Origin of the sequence: Acinetobacter sp. C32I (assembly GCF_023702715.1) — a bacterium.
Taxonomy (GTDB): Bacteria; Pseudomonadota; Gammaproteobacteria; order Pseudomonadales; family Moraxellaceae; genus Acinetobacter.
Genome location: NZ_CP098480.1, coordinates 1,099,054 through 1,123,623, shown reverse-complemented (window position 1 = coordinate 1,123,623; position 24,570 = coordinate 1,099,054). Strand labels below are relative to the sequence as shown.

Here is a 24,570-nt window from a genome sequence, read left to right as displayed (position 1 = left end):
CACAAAAAAGCCAGTTGAAAGCAACTGGCTTTTTATTACTCAAGAGTGAATTAGTTATTTAAAGCTGGTGTTGCAGCAGCGATTGCAGCAGCGACAGCATCATCTTCACTTTGAGCTGGTGCAGATGGTTTTGCCGCTTTCACGGGTTGTTCTGCTTTAGGCTGTTCAGTCTTTGCTGGTTTCTGTTCAGCTTTTACAGGTTTTTGCTCTTCCGCGCGTGGAGCTTCAGTTGCAGCAGGTGTTTCTGTTTGAGCTGGACGAGTCTCACGACGAATTTCGGTCGTTGTATTTGGTGTTTCTTCACGCGTTGTTTCTACAACAGGCGCTGGAGCTTCATGCTTATCGACACTTTCTAAAGACTCGAACTCTTGGATTTTTTCAGGTTCAGGCTGAGTTTGAGTCTCAGTTGCGGTCTGCTCTTGCTGCTCTTCGCTTTTAGGTTCTTCTTTTTTCACACAAGCAGTTAATAAAAGACCAGTCGCAAGTGCTGCACAAATTAAAAGTTTTTTATTCGCCATTGCTAAAACAACATATTAAAAAAGGACAGCAGCAATTATAACAGTAAATCTATGTGAAGAAATCACTACGCTTTGTTGAGTTTGTTGATATTTTATAAATGTTTGCAAAGGCGTTTAGGGTTTTAAATTGATTTCACTGTGATGAAAACCTGATTTTTAATCTATATGTTGATGGATTTGATCGATGAAGGGGCGTTTATGGATGAAAAATCCACAAAACCCGTAAATTTTTATCGAAAATGCTGATAGAATAACCAGTTGTTTATAGTTCTTTGAATTGATGCGGTTTGACTTTGCTTTATAGGGGCAGAGTACAGTAAAATTGCCCAACATTGTAGGCCGATTTCGGCTCGATTGTACGAGAAACTCAATGACCCATTTTATTTTTGTCACTGGTGGTGTGGTTTCATCACTAGGTAAAGGTATTTCTGCTGCTTCTGTTGCTGCACTTTTGGAAGCTCGTGGCTTAAAAGTCACTATGGTAAAAATGGATCCATACATTAATGTCGATCCAGGTACCATGAGCCCATTTCAGCACGGTGAAGTTTTCGTCACAGAGGATGGTGCTGAAACTGACTTAGATTTGGGATATTACGAACGTTTCTTACGTCGTGCGAAAATGACCAAACTGAATAACTTTACCAGTGGTCGCGTATATCAGGACGTTTTAAATAAAGAACGTCGTGGTGACTACTTAGGTGGTACGGTTCAAGTTATTCCACATATTACAGACAACATTAAAGAACGTGTACTTCGCGCAGGTGAAGGCTACGACGTTGCTATCGTTGAAATTGGTGGTACGGTTGGTGATATCGAATCACTTCCATTTATGGAATCAGTCCGTCAGTTGATGGTAGAGCTTGGTCATAAACGTACCATGCTCATGCATTTAACATTGTTACCATATATCAAATCTGCGGCTGAGCTCAAAACCAAGCCAACTCAACACTCAGTAAAAGAGCTTCTTTCAATTGGTATTCAGCCAGATATTTTAATCTGTCGTACTGAATATGATGTCGATGTTGATACTAAACGTAAAATTGCATTGTTCACGAATGTGGAAGCGCGTGCCGTTGTGGTATGTAAAGATGCGAAAACGATTTATCAAATTCCACGTACATTCTACGAACAAAACGTTGATGACTTGATCTGTGAGCGTTTTGGCTTTAATGATCTTCCAGAAGCAAATCTTGAAGATTGGGACAATGTCGTTGAAGCATTACTCAACCCTGAATACACAGTTCGTGTTGCAATGGTGGGTAAATATGTTGAACTTCCAGATGCTTATAAATCTGTGAATGAAGCGCTTCTCCATGCAGGTATCCAGAACCGTGTTAAAGTCCAGATTGATTATGTCAATGCTGAAGAGCTTGAACAGCAAGATATTAGTGTTTTAAGTACGGCAGATGCGATCTTGGTACCAGGTGGTTTTGGTGAGCGTGGTACTGAAGGCAAAATGAAAGCCATTCAATACGCACGTGAAAACAAGATTCCATTCCTTGGTATCTGTTTAGGTATGCAATTGGCGGTGATTGAATATGCACGTCATGTTGCTGCAATGCCAGAAGCGAGCTCGACTGAATTTAACCGTTCAACGAAATATCCATTGATTGGTTTAATCACTGAATGGTTAGATGAACGCGGCGAGTTACAACAACGTAGCCTTGAGTCTGATTTAGGCGGTACCATGCGTTTAGGTGCACAGAAATCTGAATTGGTTGAAGGCACGAAGACTCGCGAAGTTTATGGTAAAGCTGAAATTACTGAACGTCATCGTCATCGCTATGAAATGAACGACCGTTTTATTCCAGCGCTTGAACAAGCGGGTATGAAAATTTCAGGTTATTCATCAGTACAACATTTAGTTGAAACTGTAGAAATTCCTGAACATCCTTGGTTTATTGCTGTACAATTCCACCCAGAATTTACAAGTTCACCACGTGATGGACATCCATTATTTGCTAGTTTTATCGAGGCTGCTAAAAAACAGCATCAAAAGTAAGTAATGAAAGTTTAAATAAACTGGGAAAGTTTAAATGTCACAATTAAAACCACAAGAAGTTGTACGTTTAGGCGATATACAAATGGCAAATCATTTGCCATTTGTATTATTTGGCGGAATGAACGTACTGGAATCAAGAGATTTAGCATTTGAAATTGCTGAAACTTATGTTGATATTTGCAAACGCCTAGACATTCCTTATGTATTCAAGGCAAGCTTTGATAAAGCAAACCGTTCAAGCCTAAACTCTTATCGTGGACCAGGTTTGGAAAAAGGGATTGAATGGCTTGCAGACATTAAAAAGCATTTTAATGTGCCCATTATCACAGACGTTCATGAGCCTTACCAAGCAGCGCCTGTTGCTGAAGTTGCCGACATTATCCAACTTCCTGCCTTCTTAAGTCGTCAGACTGATCTTGTTGAGGCAATGGCGAAAACTCAAGCCATTATCAATATCAAAAAAGCACAGTTCTTAGCGCCACATGAAATGCGTCATATCTTGCATAAGTGTTTGGAAGCTGGGAATGACAAACTCATCCTTTGTGAACGTGGTTCAGCATTCGGCTATAACAACTTGGTTGTTGATATGCTTGGCTTCGATACCATGAAAGAAATGAATGTGCCGGTCTTCTTTGATGTTACCCATGCATTGCAAACCCCAGGCGGACGTGCTGATTCTGCTGGTGGCCGTCGTGCCCAGATTACGACATTAGCGCGTGCAGGCATGGCAACAGGATTGGCTGGTTTATTTCTGGAAGCACATCCAGAGCCAGAAATCGCAAAATGTGATGGACCATGTGCATTGCGTTTATCTCAGCTTGAGCCATTCTTGGCGCAATTAAAAGAATTGGATACTTTGGTTAAAGGATTCAAAAAGTTAGACACCCATTGATGCAATCATTTGCATCTTGTTTTTCATTCAACAGAGGAATTGTTCATGAGCCAAATCGTTGACATCCGCGCACGTGAAATTTTGGACTCTCGTGGTAACCCAACCATCGAAGCAGACGTTATTTTAGAATCTGGGGTTGTTGGTCGTGCATGTGCACCATCTGGTGCTTCAACTGGTTCTCGTGAAGCTTTAGAACTTCGTGATGGCGACAAAGCACGTTATTTGGGCAAAGGTGTTAAAACTGCGGTTAATAACGTAAACACGATTATCCGTGACGCTTTAGTGGGTAAATCAGTATTTGAACAAAAAGACATCGATAATACGATGATCGTGCTTGATGGTACTGAAAACAAAGAAAAATTAGGTGCTAACGCAACTTTAGCTGTTTCATTGGCTGCTGCGCGCGCTGCTGCAGATGAAAAGAAAATTCCTCTTTTCCAATATATCGCTGATCTTCGTAGTCAAACGACTTTGACCATGCCTGTACCAATGATGAACATCATCAATGGTGGTTCGCATGCAGACAATAATGTTGATATTCAAGAGTTCATGATTGAGCCTGTAGGCTTCACTTCTTTTGCTGAAGCATTACGTGCAGGTGCTGAAATCTTCCATTCACTAAAATCAGTTTTAAACAAAAAAGGTTTAAACACTGCTGTCGGTGATGAAGGTGGTTTTGCACCAAACTTGCGTTCAAACGAAGAAGCAATCACTGTTATTCTTGAAGCAATTGGTCAAACTGGTTACAAAGCTGGTTCTGATATTATGTTGGCACTTGACTGTGCTTCTTCAGAATTCTACAAAAATGGTCAGTACATCCTTGCTGGTGAAGGTAATAAAGCATTCACAAGCAACCAGTTCTCTGACTATTTAGCGGGTCTTGTAAACCAATACCCAATCATTTCGATTGAAGATGGTTTAGATGAATCTGACTGGGAAGGTTGGAGCTACTTAACATCAATCCTCGGTGACAAAATTCAATTGGTTGGCGACGATTTATTCGTAACTAATCCTAAGATTTTACAACGTGGTATTAATGAGAAAGTCGGTAACTCTATTCTGATTAAATACAACCAAATTGGTACATTGACTGAAACTTTAGATGCGATTTACCTTGCAAAAGCAAATGGCTATAGCACTGTAATTTCACACCGTTCTGGTGAAACTGAAGATTCAACAATTGCTGACTTGGCAGTAGGTACAGCAGCGGGTCAAATCAAGACTGGTTCACTTTGCCGTTCTGACCGTGTAGCGAAATATAACCAATTACTTCGTATCGAAGAATTAACGAATGCAGCTTACCGCGGTAAAGCTGAATTCAAAGGTCTAAAATAAGGTCAATTTATCTATGTTGAATACTTCTGATCATCTTTCTTTACAAAAGAGAGAAACTCTGCAAATTCATAATCATATAGAATTTGCAGATGATCTTCCTTGTAAGAAGGATGTAGGGAATTTTTCATGATAGAGATGTTTCGATCGACCTCGAGTAAATTGATTCTAGTGCTTGTCATCGCTTTGGTGGCAAGCCTACAGTATCAATTTTGGCTAGGTGAGGGTGGTTATTTTCCTCACCAAGCTTTAACTCAACAAATTACGCAACAAGCAGAAATTAATACTGAGCTAAAAGAACGTAATCGTATTTTAGCGGCGGAAGTTTTTGATTTAAAAAATGGCAGCGAAGCCATTGAAGAACATGCACGTTTAGACTTAGGTTTGATTAAACCGAATGAGACGTTTGTACAAATGAGTACCATTAGTACCCATTACAAACCGATTTATATCGATCCAAACGCAAAAGAAGACACTGCAACCAATGAAAACCCAGACTAAGCTATGGGCGGTTGTACCAGCAGCAGGTTCGGGCAGTCGTTTTTCAAAAACTGAATTAAAACAATATCAGTATATTCAAGATCAAACTGTGCTTGAACACACCGTCAATCGACTGAATTCCTTAGATTTAGCAGGTTGTGTACTTGCCATTGGTGAGCAAGATAATTTCGCAAAAACCCTCGCTTTTCAGCATAGTGATAAACTTCATTTTTGCATTGGTGGCACTGAGCGTGTCCATTCAGTTTTAAATGCCTTAATCTATTTATCTGAAATTGCGGATGAAGATGATTGGGTGTTGGTCCATGACGCTGCACGACCATGCGTAACTGTAAACTGCCTAACAAAGTTAGTCGAATCAGCTCAGCATTCAAATCAAAGTGCAATTTTGGCTATTCCAGTTCGTGATACGCTAAAACAAGTAGCTCGGCAAAATCAGATTGAGAAAACTGTGAGTCGTGAGTTATTGTGGCAAGCGCAAACACCACAAATGGCACAACTCGGCGTTCTTAAAAATGCGATTGAACAAGCTTTAGCTAATCATATTGTGATCACGGATGAAGCAAGTGCTTTGGAATATATGGATGAACTTGTACAAGTGGTGCAGGGACGTTCAGATAATATCAAAATTACTTATGCTGACGATTTAGAACTTGCTCGCTTAATTCTTCAGGCTCAAAACTAAGCCTAATTCGCCTATGTAAAAGCGCTTATTTTTTTGTTTAACTCAAAATAGCCTAAGTAAATTTAAGTGATTTTTCCATTTTTTTTACATCAATCTAAATGACAAAATTTCTACGATTTGTTAAATTTGAATAACATACTTTATAACGGATCAACAAATGAAAAAATTATTCATTGCGGGCCTTTTTACTTTTTCTTTAGTTGGCTGTGCAACAACACCTCAACAACCTCAGGATACGGCGCAAGAAACAATCCGCTACTCATCTAGTCCATGTTTTGGTGCATGCCCAATCTATTCTGTTGAGATTACCCCTGAAGGTGCTGTTCATTTCGATGGTAAACAATACACCAAAGTAACAGGTACTCAGGATTTAACTGTTGATCCTTCTGTTTATAAGAAATTACAGCAAGAGCTAAAAACCTATCGTCCTGCGACGGGTGCAAATGTAAAGACAACTGGTTGTGAAGAAACCGCAACAGACCAGCCAAGTGCTTACTTCTCATGGAAAAAGCCTGATGGTACTGTAACGAAACTTAGCCATTACACAGGATGTATTTCTCCGGCAAATGCTGAGTTGAATAAAGTAATTGATAAATTACCAAAACTGATCGGTATTGAAGATCTGGTTCGTTAAACTCTCTGCTGCAAAAATAGACAAAACTAGCAGTTATGCTAGTATAGGTATAAGCGCAATCAGGCTGAGGAGTCTTTAATGACAGCTTTTACAATCATGAAAATGAGTACGCAAGAGGAAAGTCTTCTTCCTAAGCTTGCTGTAGAAGCATTCCGTAATGCATTTGAAGAAGCTAGTGAATCCTCTACTGTGGTCTATGCCAAAGGTTGTCAACTGTTAAAACAGCATCCAACTGGTGAGACTGAAGTGATCAAGGATATCTCAGGCGCTTATACTACTATTGAAGCATCGCGTACTATATTGAAGCGTAAGAAAAAGCAGGCTGTTGTATAAGTTAATGCGACAGTCTACGCCTAGAATTCGCATGTTTGCTGGTCCAAACGGTTCTGGTAAAAGTACGATTAAAGAATATTTATTGCCCCGACATATTGGGGCATATTTAAATGCAGATGAACTCGAAAAAACTTTAAATCAAACTCATCGCTTGGACTTAAAGATTTATCATGAGTCTCTAGATGCACTGAAATTGATTGCTTTTTTAAAAACCAAAAAGAAAAAATTGAATCAAAAAATCTGTAATTTATTAAGCCAAGAACCTGAATTGCTCGGTGAGCACCTTATTCTTTTTGCTATTCAAGATATTGATTCATATCTTGCTGCCAGAATCATCGACTTTATCCGTTTAGAATTTCTAAGCTTAAAAATAAGTTTTACCTTTGAAACTGTTATGTCGCATATCAGCAAAGTTGAGTTTCTGAGAATGGCTCAGGAGCAAGGGTTTAAAACTTATCTGTACTATGTGTCAACGATTGACCCTGAAATCAATATTGCGCGGGTGCAGTATCGGGTAAGTACAGGTGGACATGCTGTAGCAGAACCCAAAATTCGTGATCGTTATTACCGTAGCATGGACTTACTCATGCAAGCCATTGAGGTGAGTGATCGAGCTTTTATATTTGATAATTCTTCTAATGGTGAAAAAGCAGCTTTTTTAGCAGAAATTGAACAAGCGGATCGACTAAGAATCAATCCAATCGTGACAGTCTTTCCTGTTTGGTTTGCAGAAAGAGTACTTGCTGAGTTTGAATAATCGGTCTATTCAAGAAATGCGATACTTGTTCACAGCATATTTTTATGCTCAACAGTCAAATTAACTTACTTGATTTTAGAAAATATTTACCAAGATGTGCCATTTTTCGTATAAATCACGATTTAAAGGCTAATATTGAATAGATTTATTCAAATGTTATTTAAAATAATATATTATAAAAACATATATTGATTGGTGGGAGAGGATGATGACAAGTATTATTCTAGCTTTGATTGGTGGCGCGTTAATTGGATTAGCGGCTGTTGGTTATTTATACGTCAATGGGCGTGTCGCGGGTGTGAGTGGTTTGATTGCCCAATTATTACAGCCCAAAACATTTTTACATAGTTCGGCTTTTTGGTTTTTATTAGGCCTGATTATTACCCCCTTTATTTATCAAATTTTTGTCAAGCCTGAAATTATTATGCAGTCGTCTCCGCTCGCTTTGATCATTGCTGGACTGTTGGTAGGCTTTGGGACACGTTTAGGTTCAGGTTGTACCAGTGGGCATGGGATCTGCGGGATTAGCCGTTTATCGCCACGTTCAATGGTTGCCACAATCACATTCATGTTCGCTGGTTTTGTTACGGTCTATGTAGTACGTCATATTCTGGGAGCAGCATAATGAAGAATTTGTTTGCATTGATCTTTGGTAGTCTATTTGCACTAGGCCTCTTGGTTTCTGGAATGTCAAATCCTGAGAAGGTATTAAGTTTTCTAGACATTTTTGGCACATGGGATATTAGTTTGATGTTTGTGATGATTGGTGGAATTGCAGTTGCATTTATCCCATTTCAAAAAGCTCTACGCAATCCCACAACATTATCAGGTGAGGCGATTGCTTTACCAAAGAATAATCAAATTGATAAGAAGTTGATTACAGGTGCGATATTATTTGGTATGGGTTGGGGAATTGCAGGCATTTGCCCAGCACCCGCAATTACTCTGATCGGACTGGGTTATTTTGAAGTTTGGTATTTTATTGGAGCAATGCTGCTCGGCATGTTGATCCATCGTCTTTGGGCCAAACAGTAGGAGAAATGCAGTGCAATATCCAGCAGTCAAAGCCTTTTTTGATGAGCAAAGTAATACCTTTAGTTATGTTGTACATGATGCTGAAACAAAACATTGTGCAATTATTGATAGTGTTTTGGATTATGATGCTGCCTCGGCATCAACATCTACACAGCATGCAGATGAGATCATTGCTTATATTGAATCTCAAGCCCTTACCGTTGAATGGATATTGGAAACGCATGTTCATGCCGATCATTTAACGGCGTCACAATATCTGAAATCTAAGCTTGGCGGCAAGATTGCCATGAGTGAGAAAATTGCCATTGTTCAGGAAACATTTAGTGCAATTTATCATATGGATATGAAGTATTTTAATACGCATCAAGTGTTTGATTATCTGTTTAAAGACCATGAACACTTCCGTATCGGAAACTTAGCGGCATATAACATACCGACACCTGGACATACACCTGCGTGCTTAAGTTATGTGATCGGTGATGCTGTTTTTATTGGTGATACCTTATTTATGCCCGATTATGGAACGGCGCGTTGTGATTTCCCAAAAGGCAGTGCGAATATCTTATTTGATTCTGTGCAAAAACTGTATCAATTGCCAGAACTTACACGTGTCTTTTTATGTCACGACTATAAACCAGAAGGTCGTGATACATATAGTTATGAAACAGATATTCGGGCACAGAAGCAAAGCAATATTCACTTAAATGCAAAAACACTGAAGCATGAGTTTGTACAAATGCGTCAAGCACGTGATGCAACTTTGTCGATGCCTAAGCTTATTCTACCGGCAATTCAAATCAATATGGGTGCAGGCCGATTCCCAGAACCCGAGTCTAATGGGGTTCGCTATTTAAAGTTACCTTTGAATTATTTTAATTAATCGTCACACACTCAATCGTTCAAAAGGAATTGAACGATGTCTTTTCTCGCACATTAAGAATGAAAAATGAAACTTAGGTTTTGTTTGAACACTTAATTGTTATGTTATAACATAACAATTGAAAATAAGGAGTTCAATGTGCGTTACAAAGCCTTGGCAATAGCCATTCTATTCATTCATCAGCAAGCATCTGCAAATGAGCAGGACAGTCCTGTTATCTTGCCAAAAATCAGTTTAAAAGCAGAAACAGATCTTTCAATCGGGAACAATATCGTTGTAGAAAATCGAAATACACAAAATCAAACTTTAGGGGATGCACTCAAGCAGGTGTCAGGTGTACAGAGTAGCTCTTTTGGCCCCAATGCAGGAGCACCAGTTATCCGCAGCTTAAGTGGCAATCGTGTACAAATTCTTGAGGATGGATTATCGATTTATGGTATGAATGCTGTCAGTGGTAATATTGCCATTCCATTTGATCCTTTATTTAATCAATCTATTCAGGTAAATAAGTCATCGGATAGTGTGCGATACGGCGGAAATGCTATCGGTGGTAGTGTAAATGTAGAGAATGGTCTGATTAGCAAAGAAATTCCTAAGAAAGATCATAATTTAGAGCTGGCTGCGCGAAAAGGTTGGAACAGCACCGATGCACATGGCTTTAAGCTGAATTTAAATAATCAAAGCAACTTTTCAACCAATTTTTTATTTTCTAAACAAGACATTTCTTCTTATAAAATTCCAGGCAACAGCAAGGCTGAGCAATGTAATAGCGCAGTATTTCCTGCAACGGGCGGTGTCAATTCAGCATTGGCAGATGCTTGCCAAAAGGATGCACGTATACAACAGATCTATAACACCGCATCGCAACAATATATTGACCAATTCATGACTGAGAATCCCGATTGGGCAGATGGTCAATTTTCATTTTATACCGATAAACCGACTTCTGTTTGGAGTGGTAAAACGTATACCAACCCGGTAAATCCAGAATATAAGCCTGATACAGCTAAGTTTAAAGAAAACAGAATTAATAATGATGTGACGCCAAATTACCATCGTAAATTAGGCAATAGTTATTTAGAAAATCAGTATTATGCGATCGGAAGTACCTACTTTCTGCAAAATGGATATATTGGCTTGAGTGCGGATTCAAAGAAAAATGCATACGGCGTACCAGGCTTTTCTTTAGAAAATAAGTCATTTCAATCTTCTTATGAGGATGGCTTGCCTGTTGGTGTAAAGACCGATCAAAGGAAATATAGCCTAGACAGTCAAATTAATTTTGATATTCCATTTTTGAAAGGCATTGATATTAAAGCGAATCAGGTAATCAATCGTTCAGGTGAATATCTCGGGACACAGCTTGCCAATGATTACCGCTTTGATACTAAACAAGCCGAAATTGTATTGAGACATCAGCCCTTTACTTATTTGAATGGTTTACTTGGGTTGAGTCAGAGTAATCGAAGCGTTGAAGGACACGGGAAACTACGCTATTTACCTAACGTAAATACCAAGACACAAGCGATTTTTGTTCAAGAGAAAATTGATTTGGGCCGTGTTTCTTTCGATGCAGGTTATCGCCAAGAAAGCATTGATCATACGATCAAAGACAGCGATTTTAAAGTTGCTCGTAATTCACCAAATACAACACTACAAGACACCAGTTTTGATCTGGAAAATTATAGTTTCAGTTCATATCTCAGAATGAATGACTATCTAGGTATGAAGCTTAGATATTCAGTATCAGAGCGTGCACCAGAGCTGAATGAACTTTATGCCAGTGGTAATCATTATTCGATCATGGTTAATGAGCAAGGAAATCAAAAGTTAGAGCCTGAAAAATCTAAAAATACAGAGTTGACCGCTTTATTCAATTATCAAGATTTTAATCTTGAGGCTACTGTATATAAGATGAAATTTGAAAACTATCTCTATCTTACTCATTCTGGCATGCAAACGGCGAACCGCTTACCTCTCAAATACTGGACTCAAACAGATACAGAAATCACAGGCTTTGAAGTTGATCTAAAACAGAAAATCAATACACAGCGTTTGGGGCTTTTTACCCTAGGTGCGTTTGCTGATTTTGTGAAAAATAAGAATTTAAATCCGAATCGAACGAGTTTGTTTAATGATGGCAATTATTTACCAAACATGCCAACCAGTCGCTACGGTGCAAGCGTAGAGTGGAGTAAAGGGGATTGGGCTGCACGTCTCTCAAGTATTTATTATGATAAACCGAAATATCTAGGCAAGAATGTTTCGGAGGAAGAGCCATTGCCAGCCTTCAATATGGTCGATATGCAGATTAGCAAGCATATGAAATTAAAGAACTCTGATATTGACGTGTTCCTGAACGGTTCAAATTTACTGAATGAGGAAGCGAGACCGCATAATTCCCCATTGAAATATATTGCACCATTGCCAGGGCGAGGTTTTCAGCTTGGTGTAAGTATGAAGATATAAGGTGATAAAATCTGGCTACTGAAAGAAAATCGCTAGAAGCGCTTTCAGTGGTCGCCACTTAACACGATTGATTTAAATTTTTTAATGAATTTTTGATGATTAGATCATGTACCAAGGAGACCGGAAGCATATAAATCTTTCCAAAAAGATTGTAAGTAATCACACTGGTTGTGACGGTCAACTCATTCTCTTGTTCATTATGTTCCTGAAGCTGTAATGCGACCAATACGCTGAGATGTTTATCTGTAGATTGTAAATATAATTCCTTGTCCGTAATTTTCACTACATCAAAAAAATCCAACTTTTCATTGATCTGAACATTTTCGGGTTTAACCGAATCAAAGCCGCTGATCGGTTGAACACCTCCTAACCTTAAACTTAAAAAATCTCTGATTTTAAATGCAATACGTAACCAAAAGGGTGGATGTCCTGTCATTAAATTATAAACTTGCATCACTGTTAGGTTCTTATCGATGTATTGATGTGCTTCATGTAGGTAATTAAGCGCCGCTAATGGAGCAACCAAAGGATGAAGATCATTCTGATGTTCCATTGTGCTTATTCCTAGATTTTATAGATATATGAAATTTATAATAATTTATAGATGAATTACTGAATGTTTGTCAATCACATTATCTGACGATTATTTTGAATTCAGTTTGATATTCTAGTACAAAATGGCTTTTCTAATTGATATTTATTTTGCTAAGCTAAATTACATTTCACATAATTTATAGAAAATTTAACTACAGCAAGACTGATTTTATAACATATCGGCCAATGGTTGCATAATTTCCTTACCTGGAATCTTATCTTTGCCTGCTTTTAATAAGGTAAATTTAAGTGTTGCGCGAGCAGATGCTTCCAAGGCTGTTAGAGCTACCTCACCATCTCCCTGTGAAAAATGACTATCGCCAGTATAGAACAGTGCACCAGCAACTTGTACCGGATAATAGATGGTTGATCCAGCACCTAATTCATTGATATCAATATTACCGCCATACATGGCAGGAGGGACAGAATGTACAGGCTCAGAGGTGTTCGCTGCCACGCCCATGATGCCCATAAATGGATAAAGCGGGAAACGTATTGCTTTACCTGATTCAGTTTTGAGTACACCTTCGTATTCACCCTTGGCGTTCCTTTCTATAGGGGTAAATACCGAAACATTCCCATAGCGTTCAGGGTGAGCAGCAGATGCATTTTCTTGTTTAGATTTTTTGGGAAATTCACCCACCAGTGCGCCTTTACCATGACGATTGGAAATAACACCATAAGGAACACGGGGTTCAACTTTAATGACTTCGACCTTTAAAATATCACCAGGCTGCGCACCTTGGATTTCAATAGGCCCAGTAACGATATGAGGGCCATCTTTGTGGAAATCATGTTTTAAATTCGACCTAGTAATTGTTTTTGCTTCATCCAGAATGTTTTCAGCTTTGACACCTTTCGATTTGAAATATTTTTCAGCATCACGTCCTTGATCTTCCAATAAACCTTCATGAGAGACAGTATCAAAGGTCACTACACTTCCTGAGGAGACTGAAATAACAGGTTTGGCATCTTTATTGGGTAAATAGCCCCAAGTGATAGTATCTAAAGTTGAAGGGACATAATAATTACCTTTGTAATCACCGTCTTTTAGCTGAATAGGTTTGCTTGAGATCTGTTTAAGAATATTAAAACTTTCTGCATAAACTGTTGGTGTTACAAAACTGCTGAAAATGATTAGTGAAAGGAGCGAGCGCTTAAACATAGAATATACCTTAACGAATTTTAAAAATAATGAATAAGGCTAGAGCAAATTTTGTGCCACGCTAAATTTTGATTTTATTGGATAATTTAAATGAAAAATGCACTATGTTGCGACAAGAGCGTGTCTAATCCAGTGCATCAGCCATCTTAGTAAATCAAGAGTGGTCTTTATTTTTCCAGTCGGCATTCTATGTACATTGTTGGCTTGGATGGTCGACGATCAGACTTCAAAGATGTCCCACACATAAGTTCAGAAGGCTTAGAAAAGAAAGAGCCAGACAATTTCTGGTTTTCAGGTACAAATATTGTTCTTAGGAGACTACATACTGAAGATCTGAATAGAGCAGTATTATTATTGAGCAAAAATTTTAACCCATCAAAAAAGTGACAAAGGGGTAATGGGCAAGATTGGGTAAAACTGAGTTGTATAAAAATAAAATTTAAAAAAAACAGAATGTTATTGATTTAGTTCAAATGACGCCATCAGAGTTGAACTCGCATCCGCAAAACCGCTTTAAAAAGCGATTTTGCTATGACTTGGAAGCAAATTTACATTTAATTTACGTCTGTCAAATCAGCAAATTCAAATCTCATTCCAATAAAAGATATTGTTAAAATTTTGTTAAGGTGAAATTTTCACCAACAAAAGATCCAAGCAAAACACTGGAAGATTCTATAAAATAAACGGAACTTTTCGCTCAATTTAAAATTTGGCTCTTTGTATAAATGACTGATATCGAAATAGAAACACATCCATTACAACCATTTTTACCTGCGACTGCAAAGCTGCTGATGTTGGGCAGTTTTCCACCGCCACAAACTCGCTGGAAGATGGATTTTTACTATCCAAACTATCAAAATGTAATGGCGATAAATTAAATTAAGATAATGATTTATATGAATTATTATAGTAAAAATTAGCGTTTTTTAACGTAAAAATGGGACTTATAGAAACCATAGAAAACAATAACTTAGAAATCCCATTTGTGAAGCGTATTTATGTCATTTAGGCAAATGGCAGGGCAATTCCAACATCAACATCATTCCAAACAATTTCATGTCCAGCCTCATAATGTTCGGTCATTTTTACTGAGCTATGGCCAGCCAAAGCTTGAGCACTTCGACCTGCTTTTTTATGTAAGAAAATAGCCAGTGATCGTATTTCATGAAAAGTCGGAATTTGCCTACCTTTCAGATCTGGATATGCCTTAGCGAGTTTAACGATCTTCAAAAATTCCTCGGATAAATACTGAGGAAGAATTTGAGTCCAGTGCTCTTTATTTGCATTTTTAGTTTTACGCTTGGGGATTTGATAAATTACAAACGGAGTAACAACTTTAGCCGATTTGCATCGATCTAAAACTTTTTGCAGTTCTGCATCAATTTTAATTCGAACATATCCAGCACCTTCCATCACCTCAAATTCATCGAATGAATCGGTGGTGGTTTTCTGTTGTGCAATATGAATATATCCATCATAAATATCAGTCCAACGAAGAGCCACAATATCCGTACGTCTTTGAGTGGTTAAAAGAGATAGGTCAATTGCGTTCTGGAGCCATAATGGGGAATGAGCCCTAATCTGTTGTAGTCCTGCAACCGTATGGCGCTTACGTTGTCTCTGAACGTGCTTTGTCAAAGTAATACGGGCAGGGTTATCAGGGCAGATCCCTTTACTCATCGCTACATCAAAAATATTACAAAGCAAGCTTCTAAGCGCCTTACGGTTTGAGGGTGTCAGCTCATCTAATTGATCATTTATCATTTTTAGAGTAATGGAGTCTAAAGATTTATTACCCCAGACTTTGAAAATTCGGTTCAACTGAATTTGATAATTCTTCTTTGTGTTGTCCGATATAGGGCGACCATCTTTACGTCTCTTTTCTTCAAGGAACTGTTCGCAAAAATCTTTAAATGAGACTGTTTTGCCAGTTACGCTAGAAACATAATCTTCTTCCTGAATCAGCAATGAGTTAAGTTTACGTGCAGCTTGAACTGCAATCGCCTTGTTACTCCCCATAGAATGAAATTTACCCGTTTCAGGATGGCGATATCGCCAAGATTTACCATTATCCCTATAGAGATTCGCAGGCAAGTCTTTGTTGCCTGCATTTCTAGAACGTGACATTTTTAACCTTGCAGTACTTTATTTACTAACTCATCGCCAGTTTGCTTTTCATAAGCTTCCCAGTTGATGTACCAGGTACCTCGTTTGCCATCTTCTGCGCCATGTAATTCAGCAGGCAATTTACCGATGCGGCATTTACGGGTGATGGTTTGGGGAGTGGGAGGAGTGGCGCCATTTTCAGCGTCTCCATACACGCGCTTAATAAATTCAGATACTCGAATTAAGCAAGACATAGTTAATTCACCTCAAATTAGTTATTTATTTTTTCAAAAGACTGCGCACGTGCAGCCTTTTGATTGGTTAATAGCGATACTGAGACATCCTTGATCAATTCATTGCCTTGCAATATCTGCTGTTTTGCTTGGAGAGCTGTCGTAGCCTCTACACGTCCTCGTAAGCTGCCTTTGCCGTGAAGCTTGGCCACATACTTAAATATGTAGGTTTTTACGCACTCCAACCCTCCATGTCCTTTTTTGCCTTACATGCCTGCACAATCTGAGCTTCATAGCGTGTGCCTTTAAACTGCTTATAAATCACGCCTAGATCTGCTTCTTTGTCGGTGTGATGAATTGCATTTAAAGCTTGCTGAAAATCATTGGTCAGCTGCTGCGCTGCATTTGGCTGGGCTGTTTGATTTTGCTGCTGGCGTTGTTGCTGAGCCGGTGGTTGGTTCTGATTGCGTTGCTGATTTTGAGCAGGAGCATTCTGTTGAGTGTTGCGAGTCTGTGCATTGGTTTGCTGATGATATGCATCAGTATCGGCATCTTGGGTATCATCAATCAGGAACAGGCCATTCAATGCGTATTTACGTGCATAGGAACTGGATGAACCAAAAGTTTGGGCAACATCCATTCCTTTTTTATTGATCTCCACACCAGCATGTGCGGTAGTCATGGTTTGTTTACCATCGGCATCGGTAAAGACTGCTTTGGCCGTAATCACCACCACAGGGCCAATCTCTTGCACTTCATCACTAACAACAAGGGTAGCGCCATACTTTTGCAATAGTGGTTTAACACCTTCAAGAATGTCTTCAAGGCTACGGTAATGGAATTTACCAAAGCTGTTGTATTTGCTCTTTGGTGCTTTTAACTCAAGCTGAATAAGTTGTAAGGCATCTAGTGTATTGGTTGATGCTATTTGTTGATTCACGGCTGCATTCATCATAAATCTCCTTAGGCACCGTTATATTGTGCGTTGCGGTAATCAATCCGTTGTTCTTTGCTATAGCGTGGTGTTTGGCTTTTAGCCCTGCGTTCTATGGCACGTTGGTAATTTACGATTTTCTTGATATTACCTTTTAGCCAATACACCGCTAATTCTTCATCTGTGATTGGGCGTGCTTGGCTTTCTAGTGATTCTTTAACCAGAATAGAATGCCACTCAAAGCATGGGGCTTGTGCACCACCAAAGAATTCACCATCAAAATTAGGGGTGTAATTTAACGATACTTTGACCAGATAAATTTTTGGGCCAAGGCGTACGTTGTAGTAGCCGTTCACGTCTTTACAGATGAATTGTGCGAAAGGTGTGGTGTAGCGTTTCTTTTGCATGACAGGCTCCAAATTCTTGGTCTTACCCTGTGTATATGATGCTGAAACCCCAGTATTTACAGGGCTTACAAGTCGCTGTGCGTCATAGCTTGTCGGTTGTATTTTGTTCGATAATGACGAGTTGAATAGCTTAGTTTTTTGGTTAGAAGCTGTATGTAATTGTCCCATGTGCTTATCCTCCAAAGATGCCGTAAATGACAAAGGTCAGGACTAGCCAGAGCAGGAAAACGACTAGAATAATAGGGAAGAGCTTAAGTGCATCTTTAAGATTGGCTTTGATGAAATCGAGTGTACTGACCTGATAATCAGCAGCAGTAGGGGGCTGGTGCAAACGTTTGGACGTTTGACTATGTATAGGCTTTTGTTTCATACTTATCTCGCTTAAGTGCAAAGCCCCGTTGCCGTCCAAAGTTTCGGGGCTTTTTGTTGTCTGTGAGATGTATATTACCAAAAAGGTAATTTAATTCAAGATTTAAAATTATTTATATTATCTTTTTTTTTGTTGCAATCACAACAGAAGTACGATAAAAATAGAGAACCATCTCATCAATGGGTTTAAATTAAAAAGTAGATAAAAAATGAAAAATTTGATTAGTCTTCTATCAAGAAAAATTGAATCTATAGTTTTATTATTCAAGTTTATGTTTTTGTGGGGTTTTAGCCTATTAAGCAATATTTTCAATATTGAAAAGCAGGCTTCAGAAATTAATATTCTTGAAGTGCATATCTATGCAAATGAAATTTTATTTGATTTTTCTATTTCAATAAATAGGCGAAGGTGAAATTATCACCTTCCCTATATTAACCCTTTCATTTATTCCTAATTTTATTAAGAATAGGTGTAGGGGTTAATTTCGTAATATTAGGATTTAAATTTTCAACCTCATTAATAATATAAATAAGATTGTTAAGAGTTAATGGGATCTGTAATTTATGTTCAAAAATAAAATGTAATATTTTTTTCCTATTTGATCTAAAAATTTGTTTACCAATGCCAGCTGGGTCTGCGTTAAGTATATCAATGATTTTACTATCTAAGTTTTCGGTTGGGTTTGTGATACGAACTCTCATTTTGTTTCTTAGCATAGCTTCCCAATTTTTATTTTTATAATGTTTCCATGTTAAGTCGGATAATAGTTGTAAAATACCCCAATCAATAGTTTCAAGACTTGCTAAAAAACCATTAAGTGTTCTATAAGATTCATTAAAATCATTCCAATCTTCTTTATGTTTATATCGAAGATCATGCTCAACCTCATGCCACCCCTCAGAGAACACAGTGCGTATTTGTATTTCGAAAGTATTGTCGCATAATCCTTCGTTATCTAAATATTTACTAGTGCAAAGTTCTTGAGGTAAACCAAAAATTAAATTGCATTTAGTTGCATCAAATGTACTTTGTGAGTAGTCATCAATATTAGAAGAATCTTGATCCCACTTAAATATTTTTTTCAATATTTCGATTGTTATATCAATATCATCTGTGAAATATAAAGTAATTCTTAATCCAATGACATCTTGAATCTTTTTACCGCCATCATCTGGTTGATATTTTCCAGGCTTAAGATCTAGTTTGCTTTGTAAAGAATTTGGTGATTTTACTCTTCCAAATAATCGATACAGTAAACCAATTTTGTTAAATTCACCTTCAATCTGTTGGGTTAAAATATTTAAAATTCTTTGGTAGTGTGTATTTTGAGGAGACATTAATCATTTTTCCCAAGTGCAGCTTTGATTTGTGAAAGGAACTCAAAATTTAATTCATAAAAATCCTCTTTATCCGGAGTAAGTAAAACCTTTCTCTTTTTTAAATTTTTTATGCTCATAAATAGATCTGTTAAATTGTATTTAGAGTGTCCACAGATTGCATTGTGGTGTCTATGCTTGTGTATAGAAGAGCTTCCTTTAGGCCAAAACTTATCTAATATTGATAATTCAATATCAGAAAAATTATTCTCATTAACTGTAATATCCGAAAGTTCATTTTCTTTATTAAGGCTAGAGATGAAATCAAAGAAATTATCATTTTGCCCAGTACATCCCATTTCAATTAATGAAGATGAATATCCATTATAATAACAATCAAAAAACTTACATTGAACAAAAGCAACGTCTTTAAAGTTATCTAAATTAAAATTTATATTTGAAAACATGCAATTATAGAAAGTAAAATTTTCAACTCTATAATTATCACTTCCAATAGTTATATTTTGAAAATTAAGCCTATCTAATAGTTGATCTGTTAAGTTAAAAAATATTCCACTTCTAAGCTTTACAGAGGTATTTACTTTCAAATTTAAATCATTATCTTCTACATAGAAATAAGTATCTAGGCTTTCCCAAAGCTTCCTTCTTTTGTCTTCACTGGTAGGCGTTGTCGCGGTTACAGCTGGTTCAATAAAAATTTTATCACCTAACCACTCAGCAGTATCGTTAATATTTGGAACGACATAGTGACCTAATACAAAATCATTAACAAAACCAATTTTTTCCTCACCAACTCCAGATCTGTCAAGAAGGGCATGGCTAGTTAATTTATTTATAAGTTCATTAGTTGTTGGTCTGTCTTCAGTTTGATAATATTTTCTAGCATTTTCTAGTAATGGTTCAAAATTTTCTTCAATATGTAAATGTAAAAACTCTTTTTCTTCGGTTGTAAAGTTATTAACTATAAAGTATTGAGCAATACTTTTTAATATTAATGATTGTTCTGCTGGTAATAGCTGAAGAGCTTGACGCTTTCTTTCTCGCTCTAACATACTTAAGAAATATTTCTCTATAATCAGCTCAGGATTTTCTATGCAGCTGCAATAGTCTTCATCTGAAATAAAACGTAAAAAGGAGAGTAGCACAGGATTATTCAGTTTTAATATTGGGTAGTTGGTTCTACTTAGTTTTTGGAACCGTTCTGGAGGAAGCCAATCTGTAATTGTAGGTTCATTAATTTTAATTCTATATATATCAAATGAAACTTTATGCTCCTCAACCCATTCAGCAAAATCATCACCATCAAATAAGGCAGTTCTTCTTGATGTTAGAATTATTTTTGCAGATTCATTTAATAAATCACTAATAGTTTCAAGCATAGGTTCCGTATTATATGTAGATGAATTGCTATAGTCATGCTTGTTAGGGTTATGCAATAATTCATCAAAACCATCTAATATAACTGGTACTTTTCCATTCAATATCTGGTCTTTTACAAGTTGTGATTTTAAGTTGGGAAAACTACGATCAATTTCATCTAGAAGGACATAGTGGAAAATCTTTGCTTGTCTATTCCTAGATAGTTCACTAAATAATGGAACCATATTCTTTTCTTTTTTTACAATATGATCAAGTATTTCATAAGCTGTACATGTTTTCCCAAATCCTGCGGCTGCTTCAATGATAAATAAAATTGGTCGTTTGTCATTTAATCTGCTTGTTATCTCAGTAATTGGATTTAACTCGCCTTTCTTATTATTTATCTCGTAAGTAGAATTTATATATTTGTATTCACTATTATCTGGAAAACTTCGGATAATTTGATTGACATGAGTTTCATATTCTTTATTTAAATGGTTTTTTGTGTTTTCAACAGAAAAAAAACCTTCGAAAAGTCCATTTTTAACACTTTCAATACTTGTGAATTTTCTTTTGATACATGCATAGCCTGACGTACTATAATCTTTAAATGCACTTTCATAAGCCGAATTGTTATTAGGGTAGTCTAAATCTATTATGTCTGCATTGTGATAATGCCCCGATTGAATAGTGAATATTAAAATATTTGAATATTCTGATGATCTTTCAAAAGTAAATCCATAGCTTTTGTAAATATCTATAATTTCATTTCTGTTGAGCATTAATTTTTACCTAAAAATGAATCGTATGCAGTAATAATTTCAATCTATACTTCATAATCACAATGATTTTATTCCATACTGAATTTATGAGTTGTATTTTTGAGATTGATTTGCAATTTCAAAAAATAGTATTGGATGCTAATCATTTGCTTATAAATTGATACTTATTTCTTTATTATAATATTTAATCGTTTTTAGGTTCAAGGTTTTTGATGATTTTAATTTAATGAGCTTATTATTGTTTTAAGCGCTTTTATTAAATCTCTTGAAAGTTTTCCCTGAGAATCGAGATCAATTAGAGACTTAAACAAAGCTTCCAATTCTTTATTACTTACAACTGAAGTATGTGCGTTTAAATTATTAGAAGGAAAATTGCTATCCTCTTGATGTGAAACATCCAACCATCCATGCGGCTTTCCAAAAGCATCTTCAATTTCACGAGCTACTTTGTTACCAATGCCTTTAATTGGTGTCGTACCTGCGAACTGACTAGTTTGAGATTGACCTTTATTAATCTTATTAGCAAAGTTAGACACACCGCCAACTTGGTCAACCAAGATTCGGGTGTTGTTATATCTAATCGTTTTGCTGTCCATAAATTAACTCAACATTTAGCTATATTTGCTACGGAAAAATACCTAATAGGTAGTTTTTAAAGAAAAAATACCATGTAGGTGTAATTTTACTTTTATCACCTTAAAGGTAAACAAGAAAAAAGGTTGTATTTACATTACCATAAAGGTAATATTTGGATTGGTTAGAGAGGATCAATCTATGCGATTTAGAGACTTCATTTTAAAAATGACTCCTGAGCAATTGGAAAAGTATGCAAAAGCTGCTGGCACAACAAGTGGTTATCTAAAGACACATCTTTTATATGGATATAAAGAACCACGTAGGAAACTCCGCACTGCATTAGTTACAGCCAGCAATGGACAAGTTTCGGAACAGGAAGTCTTACAACATTTTGGGTTGTATCCAGTTCAAACATTACCTAATCAAAATGGTAATGAAGTAGCTATCTAATAAACACGTTCAAAAGGACTCGCAATGAACATATTAGATGCGGCTTACCACACGGTTCACGACTTTAAAGGCGGGGCAAATGCGCTTGCATCACGCATGGGCATCAAAAGCCCTGCGGTACTCAACAGCAAGGTCAACCCAAATACGGAAACACATCACCTGACTTTGCTCGAAGCTACAAAGCTGATGGGCATAACAGGAGATTTTCGAATATTACAGGCGATCTGTGCAGAACATGGCAAAGCAGCCATCGACTTACCAGATATACCTGAAAGCAAAAGAGACAGTTGCCTGATGGATACCTTTCTAAATATCGGCATCAAGAAAGGCAACGTAAGTAAGCAATTTAGAGAAATGCTTGCGGATGGACGAATAACAAAAGGCGAGGCAATAGACATGGCCAAGGTCATACACGACATGCATGTACTGCTTGCCACGCTTGAGCAACAAATTAAAGCCTGCATTCAGAGCCAATAAGAAACCGCTTCCTGTTATTAGCAGCGGAAGCGGTTTTATGACCTTTTATTCATACTTGCTAAGCGAGACAAAAATATGAACGAACACAATCTAGCAAAACCGTCTGGCAAAGATAAACACAATTCCGATGATTCGACGCAAATCATTTTGGATATGGGCGCAGATCGCCATATCGAAAACCATATTTCTAAAAACTGCCGTGTGATTAGCAATGACGTTTCTAAATTTCTAAGTAGAGCTTTGTATGCTCAAAAGGAGATGACATGAGCCATTACTCAACCTTAAAGGGTCTAGGAAGGGCGATTGCCTACTTTCCGCAGCTTGGCCTATATCTTGGCAGCCCACTAGCAGGCATCTTTTTAAGCCAGCTCGTGTACTGGCACGATAAAACAGACCATGAACTTGGGGTATATAAAACCTCTGAAGAATGGCTGAAAGAAACAGGCATGACCTATAGCCAGCAGAAAACAGCACGTAAATTACTTAAAGATCTCGGCATTCTGTTCGAAACAGAAAAACGTCTAGAACATAAACTGTATTTCAAACTTGACGTTGAAGCCTTCGATCAATGGTTCGAAAACTGTATTTATTCAGAAGAAAATGGCGAACAACAGATCGTAAATCCCCGAACGCGAAATCCTGCATTCGGGGAAGAACAAAACTTATATTCGGGGGAGAAGAAATCCTGCATCCGCGGTGATAGAAATCCTTCATCCGTTTATACAAAGATTACTACAGAGAATACTACAGAGATTACTGCAAATAATTCTTATGTCCCTCCGCCTGAAAAACCTTCGCCTAAACCAAAAATATTTGATGCCAGCAGTATGGATCTATCCCAATACCCAAACGTCGATCGGGATGTATGGCTCGGATTTGTCGAAATGCGAAAGACCATCAAAAAACCACTGACGGAACGGGCAGCCAAAATCATCCTGAAAAAACTTCGGGATGATTTCAAAGATCAGGCCAACGTCATCCTCGACCAGTCAACGGTGAATAATTATCAGGATATTTACCCGCTGAAATCACCAACAGGCAGGCAACCGAACCATTACGGGCAACAACCCTACCAGAAGCGATTCGGCTTGGATGAACCTGCACCAATGCGTGACGTAGGAGATTATCCATGAGCAACATCGAACTTTTTCAAAGTGCTTTTGCCGTGAATTTTCCAGTTGAAATTGCGGAAATGGTTCTAACCCGACTCGAAGATATCTACGGAACAGAGTTCCAGAAAACTTATGGTCATCTGAGCAACGAGAAACTCCGTAATTTGACCTGTACGGTGCTGAATGGGTTGACGCCAATCGAACTACAACGCGGCTTGAATCGGATGAATTCGGAAAAATGGTGTCCCAAGCTGCCTGAATTTCGTAGCTGGTGTGTACAGGCAGGTGAGTGGTGGACAGCAGAACAGGCATGGGCCAAAGCACTGAATTTCAGCAATGACCCTGAATTCAAAATTAGCACCTTGGCAAAGCGATGTTTGGACGAGGTGCAGTACATTCTGGCCAATCAATCACAGCGGGCGGCACACAAGGCATTCGTCGATATTTATCAGGACTATCTGGCCCAAGCGCAAAAAGCTGGACGCGTTCAGGTGATGTGGATTCCTAAGAAAACGATTGCTGAACCTAAGGCTCGGAATCACAAAGGCGTGCCATGTCCTGCGGATTTACTCGCACAGGTCAGTGGTGTGAATAAATACAATGAGGGTAAGGCATCGTGATAGAGCAATTGCT

General features: G+C 37.7%; 26 protein-coding genes and 2 pseudogenes. 17 read left to right on the top strand and 11 right to left on the bottom strand.

The genetic code is table 11. The features are described 5' to 3' along the window. Positions 1-50 precede the first annotated feature (50 nt). On the bottom strand, positions 51-518 hold the full coding sequence (locus tag NDN13_RS05495; protein WP_251117499.1) for an internalin: 468 nt from the start codon (positions 516-518) through the stop codon (positions 51-53). A 370-nt stretch (positions 519-888) separates the two neighbouring features. Between NDN13_RS05495 and pyrG the strand changes: the two genes are divergently transcribed. The 12 genes from pyrG (at position 889) to NDN13_RS05435 (ending at position 12,035) form a co-directional block, all read left to right on the top strand. Continuing rightward, positions 889-2,520, top strand: coding sequence for a CTP synthase (gene pyrG / locus NDN13_RS05490; protein ID WP_251117498.1), 1,632 nt, complete (start codon positions 889-891; stop codon positions 2,518-2,520). 34 nt (positions 2,521-2,554) lie between these two features. After that, the gene (kdsA, locus tag NDN13_RS05485) at positions 2,555-3,412 is read left to right on the top strand and encodes a 3-deoxy-8-phosphooctulonate synthase (protein WP_005204020.1); all 858 of its coding nucleotides are present in this window, start codon (positions 2,555-2,557) and stop codon (positions 3,410-3,412) included. Positions 3,413-3,457: 45 nt separating this feature from the next. Beyond that, positions 3,458-4,747 carry a phosphopyruvate hydratase gene (eno, locus tag NDN13_RS05480; RefSeq protein ID WP_251117497.1) on the top strand — a complete coding sequence of 430 codons (1,290 nt, stop codon included), beginning with the start codon at positions 3,458-3,460 and terminating at the stop codon, positions 4,745-4,747. 126 nt (positions 4,748-4,873) lie between these two features. Beyond that, positions 4,874-5,245, top strand: coding sequence for a cell division protein FtsB (gene ftsB, locus NDN13_RS05475; RefSeq protein WP_004653719.1), 372 nt, complete (start codon positions 4,874-4,876; stop codon positions 5,243-5,245). Next, entirely contained in the window at positions 5,229-5,927 is a 699-nt protein-coding gene (gene ispD / locus NDN13_RS05470) for a 2-C-methyl-D-erythritol 4-phosphate cytidylyltransferase (RefSeq protein WP_251117496.1), read from the top strand. Before ftsB ends, ispD begins: the two co-directional genes overlap by 17 nt. A 157-nt stretch (positions 5,928-6,084) precedes the next feature. Then, positions 6,085-6,561, top strand: a complete 477-nt coding sequence (locus NDN13_RS05465; protein ID WP_065342092.1) for a DUF6438 domain-containing protein — start codon at positions 6,085-6,087, stop codon at positions 6,559-6,561. A gap of 78 nt (positions 6,562-6,639) precedes the next feature. Beyond that, a complete protein-coding gene (locus NDN13_RS05460; RefSeq protein ID WP_251117495.1) occupies positions 6,640-6,894 on the top strand; it encodes a hypothetical protein in 255 nt (84 codons plus the stop codon). Between the two features lie 4 nt (positions 6,895-6,898). Further along, entirely contained in the window at positions 6,899-7,651 is a 753-nt protein-coding gene (locus NDN13_RS05455; RefSeq protein WP_251117494.1) for an ATPase, read from the top strand. Positions 7,652-7,859: 208 nt separating this feature from the next. Further along, the gene (locus NDN13_RS05450; RefSeq protein ID WP_070075404.1) at positions 7,860-8,276 is read left to right on the top strand and encodes a YeeE/YedE family protein; all 417 of its coding nucleotides are present in this window, start codon (positions 7,860-7,862) and stop codon (positions 8,274-8,276) included. After that, positions 8,276-8,686: a DUF6691 family protein gene (locus NDN13_RS05445; RefSeq protein ID WP_251117493.1), complete on the top strand. Its 411-nt coding sequence runs from the start codon at positions 8,276-8,278 to the stop codon at positions 8,684-8,686. The genes NDN13_RS05450 and NDN13_RS05445 overlap by 1 nt, the downstream gene beginning before the upstream one ends. 10 nt (positions 8,687-8,696) lie before the next feature. Continuing rightward, on the top strand, positions 8,697-9,566 hold the full coding sequence (locus NDN13_RS05440; protein WP_251117492.1) for an MBL fold metallo-hydrolase: 870 nt from the start codon (positions 8,697-8,699) through the stop codon (positions 9,564-9,566). Positions 9,567-9,704: 138 nt separating this feature from the next. Further along, complete coding sequence (locus NDN13_RS05435) at positions 9,705-12,035, top strand: TonB-dependent receptor (protein ID WP_251117491.1); 2,331 nt, start codon at positions 9,705-9,707, stop codon at positions 12,033-12,035. A 58-nt stretch (positions 12,036-12,093) separates the two neighbouring features. On the opposite strand, the gene NDN13_RS05430 is transcribed toward NDN13_RS05435, so the two are convergent. Beyond that, on the bottom strand, positions 12,094-12,588 hold the full coding sequence (locus tag NDN13_RS05430; protein WP_251117490.1) for a DUF2867 domain-containing protein: 495 nt from the start codon (positions 12,586-12,588) through the stop codon (positions 12,094-12,096). 219 nt (positions 12,589-12,807) lie between these two features. Beyond that, a pseudogene (locus NDN13_RS05425) lies at positions 12,808-13,794 on the bottom strand (acetamidase/formamidase family protein); the annotation flags it as partial. Positions 13,795-14,519: 725 nt separating this feature from the next. Here NDN13_RS05425 and NDN13_RS05420 point away from each other — a divergent pair. Further along, positions 14,520-14,660, top strand: a pseudogene (locus NDN13_RS05420) (G:T/U mismatch-specific uracil/thymine DNA-glycosylase); the annotation flags it as partial. A gap of 139 nt (positions 14,661-14,799) precedes the next feature. Here NDN13_RS05420 and NDN13_RS05415 read toward each other — a convergent pair. From NDN13_RS05415 to NDN13_RS05380, 8 genes are all read right to left on the bottom strand, one after another. Next, complete coding sequence (locus tag NDN13_RS05415) at positions 14,800-15,921, bottom strand: phage integrase Arm DNA-binding domain-containing protein (RefSeq protein ID WP_251117489.1); 1,122 nt, start codon at positions 15,919-15,921, stop codon at positions 14,800-14,802. Between the two features lie 2 nt (positions 15,922-15,923). Beyond that, positions 15,924-16,154, bottom strand: coding sequence for a hypothetical protein (locus tag NDN13_RS05410; RefSeq protein ID WP_004653695.1), 231 nt, complete (start codon positions 16,152-16,154; stop codon positions 15,924-15,926). Positions 16,155-16,365: 211 nt separating this feature from the next. Beyond that, positions 16,366-17,085, bottom strand: a complete 720-nt coding sequence (locus NDN13_RS05405; RefSeq protein ID WP_251118171.1) for an ERF family protein — start codon at positions 17,083-17,085, stop codon at positions 16,366-16,368. A gap of 11 nt (positions 17,086-17,096) precedes the next feature. Then, complete coding sequence (locus tag NDN13_RS05400; RefSeq protein WP_251117488.1) at positions 17,097-17,642, bottom strand: hypothetical protein; 546 nt, start codon at positions 17,640-17,642, stop codon at positions 17,097-17,099. A gap of 4 nt (positions 17,643-17,646) precedes the next feature. Continuing rightward, complete coding sequence (locus NDN13_RS05395; protein ID WP_251117487.1) at positions 17,647-17,844, bottom strand: hypothetical protein; 198 nt, start codon at positions 17,842-17,844, stop codon at positions 17,647-17,649. Positions 17,845-18,284: 440 nt separating this feature from the next. Next, positions 18,285-19,181, bottom strand: a complete 897-nt coding sequence (locus NDN13_RS05390) for a RelA/SpoT-related domain-containing protein (RefSeq protein ID WP_251117486.1) — start codon at positions 19,179-19,181, stop codon at positions 18,285-18,287. Beyond that, entirely contained in the window at positions 19,181-21,322 is a 2,142-nt protein-coding gene (locus tag NDN13_RS05385) for an NACHT domain-containing protein (RefSeq protein WP_251117485.1), read from the bottom strand. Before NDN13_RS05385 ends, NDN13_RS05390 begins: the two co-directional genes overlap by 1 nt. Before the next feature lie 218 nt (positions 21,323-21,540). Further along, on the bottom strand, positions 21,541-21,918 hold the full coding sequence (locus tag NDN13_RS05380) for a hypothetical protein (RefSeq protein WP_251117484.1): 378 nt from the start codon (positions 21,916-21,918) through the stop codon (positions 21,541-21,543). A gap of 178 nt (positions 21,919-22,096) precedes the next feature. Here NDN13_RS05380 and NDN13_RS05375 point away from each other — a divergent pair, with 178 nt between their 5' ends. The 4 genes from NDN13_RS05375 to NDN13_RS05360 all read left to right on the top strand — a co-directional run bounded on the left by NDN13_RS05375 (position 22,097) and on the right by NDN13_RS05360 (position 24,557). Next, on the top strand, positions 22,097-22,348 hold the full coding sequence (locus tag NDN13_RS05375; protein WP_251117483.1) for a hypothetical protein: 252 nt from the start codon (positions 22,097-22,099) through the stop codon (positions 22,346-22,348). Between the two features lie 24 nt (positions 22,349-22,372). Beyond that, positions 22,373-22,825 carry a phage regulatory CII family protein gene (locus NDN13_RS05370; protein WP_251117482.1) on the top strand — a complete coding sequence of 151 codons (453 nt, stop codon included), beginning with the start codon at positions 22,373-22,375 and terminating at the stop codon, positions 22,823-22,825. A 263-nt stretch (positions 22,826-23,088) separates the two neighbouring features. Next, positions 23,089-23,958 (top strand): phage replication initiator YdaU family protein, encoded by an 870-nt coding sequence (locus tag NDN13_RS05365; protein ID WP_251117481.1) that lies wholly within the window; start codon positions 23,089-23,091, stop codon positions 23,956-23,958. Then, a complete protein-coding gene (locus NDN13_RS05360) occupies positions 23,955-24,557 on the top strand; it encodes a restriction endonuclease (RefSeq protein ID WP_251117480.1) in 603 nt (200 codons plus the stop codon). Before NDN13_RS05365 ends, NDN13_RS05360 begins: the two co-directional genes overlap by 4 nt. The last annotated feature ends 13 nt before the right edge of the window (positions 24,558-24,570 follow it).